Genomic DNA, 3,666 nt, shown 5'->3' with positions numbered 1-3,666 from the left:
AACGATTTCGAGAAGCTGGATTTTCATTGCAATCGCCGCCCGGACTTTTTCGGATCTGGCGCCGTCGTAGCCCCGTCGCGAAGCGACATATGGGCGAAGACAGCCCCGCCTCGAACGAGGCGGCGTTCCGAGGGAACGTTAGCCAAAGGCCCGGATGGGCCTGCCGGCGATTGAGGACCAAGAATAATCTTCAATGATCTCGATCCCTTGAGGGATCGATGATCATTGACGAATGAGAACGATCAAGCCGATCGAGCGATTAGTACCGGTAAGCTTCACGTGTTGCCACGCTTCCACACCCGGCCTATCGACGTGGTCGTCTACCACGGCTCTGATAGGGAGCACTCGTTTTCAGGTGGGTTTCCCGCTTAGATGCCTTCAGCGGTTATCCCGACCGTACATAGCTACCCTGCACTGCGGCTGGCGCCACAACAGGTCCACCAGAGGTACGTCCAACCCGGTCCTCTCGTACTAGGGTCAGATCCTGTCAATACTCCTACACCCACGGCAGATAGGGACCGAACTGTCTCACGACGTTCTGAACCCAGCTCACGTACCGCTTTAATTGGCGAACAGCCAAACCCTTGGGACCTGCTCCAGCCCCAGGATGCGATGAGCCGACATCGAGGTGCCAAACAACCCCGTCGATATGGACTCTTGGGGGTCATCAGCCTGTTATCCCCGGCGTACCTTTTATCCGTTGAGCGATGGCCCTTCCACGCGGGACCACCGGATCACTATGACCGACTTTCGTCTCTGCTCGACTTGTCTGTCTCGCAGTCAGGCGGGCTTATGCCATTGCACTCGACGACCGATTTCCGACCGGTCTGAGCCCACCATCGCGCGCCTCCGTTACTCTTTAGGAGGCGACCGCCCCAGTCAAACTACCCACCATACACTGTCCCGGATCCGGATGACGGACCGCGGTTAGACATCCATGACGATAAGGGTGGTATTTCAAGGATGGCTCCACACGAGCTGGCGCCCATGCTTCAAAGCCTACCACCTATCCTACACATGCCGACACGAATGCCAGTGTAAAGCTATAGTAAAGGTGCACGGGGTCTTTCCGTCTGACCGCAGGAACCCCGCATCTTCACGGGGAATTCAATTTCACTGAGTCTCTGCTGGAGACAGCGGGGAAGTCGTTACGCCATTCGTGCAGGTCGGAACTTACCCGACAAGGAATTTCGCTACCTTAGGACCGTTATAGTTACGGCCGCCGTTTACTGGGGCTTCGATTCAAAGCTTGCACCTCTCCTCTTAACCTTCCAGCACCGGGCAGGCGTCAGACCCTATACGTCGTCTTGCGACTTCGCAGAGCCCTGTGTTTTTGGTAAACAGTCGCTACCCCCTGGTCTGTGCCACCTCTGCCCACTTGCGTAAACAGAGGTCACGCTTCTTCCGAAGTTACGCGTGCAATTTGCCGAGTTCCTTCAGCAGAGTTCTCTCAAGCGCCTTGGTATTCTCTACCAGTCCACCTGTGTCGGTTTCGGGTACGGTCTATAATGATGGAGCTATTTCCTGGGACCGCTTCGCCGCATGATCAATCCGTTAAGACCATACGACACACGCAATCCGTCACTACCATCAGGCCCACGAATATTAACGTGGTTCCCATCGACTACGCCTTTCGGCCTCGCCTTAGGGGCCGGCTAACCCTGCTCAGATTAACTTTAAGCAGGAACCCTTGGACTTTCGGCGAGGGAGTCTCTCACTCCCTTTATCGTTACTCATGTCAGCATTCTCGCTTCCGATACCTCCAGAGGCCCTCACGGGTCCTCCTTCACAGGCCTACGGAACGCTCCGCTACCACTTGCGACAAGTCGCAAATCCACAGCTTCGGTGTATGGCTTGAGCCCCGGTACATTTTCGGCGCAAAGTCTCTTATTTAGACCAGTGAGCTGTTACGCTTTCTTTAAATGATGGCTGCTTCTAAGCCAACATCCTGGTTGTTTTGGAAACTTCACATCCTTTCCCACTTAGCCATAACTTGGGGACCTTAGCTGGTGGTCAGGGTTGTTGCCCTTTCCACGACGGACGTTAGCACCCGCCGTGTGTCTGCCGGATAGTACTTCCAGGTATTCGGAGTTTGGTTAGGATCAGTAAGACGGTGAGTCCCCATAGCCCATCCAGTGCTCTACCCCCTGGAGTATAAGTCCGACGCTCTACCTAAATAGATTTCGCGGAGAACCAGCTATTTCCGAGTTTGATTGGCCTTTCACCCCTAGCCACAAGTCATCCCAATCTATTGCAACAGATGAGGGTTCGGCCCTTCAGTGCGTGTTACCGCACCTTCAGCCTGCTCATGGCTAGATCACTCGGTTTCGGGTCTAATCCGACGAACTGAACGCCCTGTTCAGACTCGCTTTCGCTACGCCTCCACCTATCGGCTTAAGCTCGCTCGCCAGACTAAGTCGCTGACCCATTATACAAAAGGTACGCGGTCACCCTTGCGGGCTTCCACTGTTTGTAGGCATTCGGTTTCAGGTTCTCTTTCACTCCCCTTGTCGGGGTGCTTTTCACCTTTCCCTCACGGTACTGGTTCGCTATCGGTCATGCACGAGTACTTAGGCTTGGAGCGTGGTCGCCCCATGTTCAGACAGGATTTCACGTGTCCCGCCCTACTCGAGGACCTCAAAGAGCATTGCGCCTACGGGGCTATCACCCAATCTCGCCACGATTTCCAACGTGTTCGGCTTCTCTCATATGAGGCCACTGGCCTGGTCCGCGTTCGCTCGCCGCTACTGACGGAGTCTCGGTTGATGTCCTTTCCTTCGGGTACTGAGATGTTTCAGTTCCCCGAGTTCGCTTCTAACACCCTATGGATTCAGGGTTAGATACCTTCTTTGACCCCTGTTAATTTGAAGTGTTCGTTTGCGCTCACGCCAGATCGCTATCGCGATCGGCTCCGCGGGGGCGCAGCATTCGCTGCGTCGCCCGGTCGGGCTCTGACTGCCGTACTCCCTCGATCGGGAGCCAAACGGCCAAAGCTCCGCACAGCCAAAGGCCGAGCAGAACAATTCAAACTTAACAGGGATCGAAGGTGGGTTGCCCCATTCGGAAATTCACGGATCAAAGCTTATTCGCAGCTCCCCATGACTTATCGCAGCGTATCACGTCCTTCATCGCCTGTGCATGCCAAGGCATCCACCAAATGCCCTTAAGACACTTGATCGTTCTCATCGTCAATGATCATCGGATCCGTCCGGCGAACCGTACAAACCCAAGAGAGAGATCACTCACGAAAGATCATTCTTGGTTCGGCACCGCAAACATCGGCCAGGTGTGCAACCTGAACCAACGTCCTGCAGCGGTGCCATTCTGCCAGTCGGGTGGCTAAACCCAACTGGCGAAAGACCAGCTTCTCGAGACGAACCCCGACGGTGTGCGGTCAGGCAACACCGATCAATGGCAAAAGGTCGTTATGACCCGGACGAAGGCGATGAACCTTCTTCCGGAACCCTTCACCGACAGAACCGTGCTTGCTGCGAATGCAGCGCCCCGGAGTAGGAGGCAGACCCTTGCGGGTCTTTGGCGACGATCCTTCGAGATCCGTCTTCTTCTTCACGATGGTAGAGAGAACAGGCCGCCCGGCTCACATGGAGCCAAGCGACAAACTTTTTGCTTCTCGTCTTGGATGATGATGGTGAGGCCCCCCCCGTC

At 55.2% G+C, this 3,666-nt stretch carries 1 rRNA gene; it reads right to left on the bottom strand.

The window, feature by feature from the left end:
* Positions 1–238: 238 nt before the first annotated feature.
* Positions 239–3,178: ribosomal RNA gene (locus GTK09_RS26860) — 23S ribosomal RNA — on the bottom strand.
* Positions 3,179–3,666 lie beyond the last annotated feature (488 nt).

Source organism: Jiella pacifica, from assembly GCF_010500815.1.
GTDB lineage: Bacteria > Pseudomonadota > Alphaproteobacteria > Rhizobiales > Rhizobiaceae > Jiella > Jiella pacifica.
Note: the sequence above shows the minus strand (reverse complement) of the source record. Positions and strands in the feature narration are given on the sequence as shown.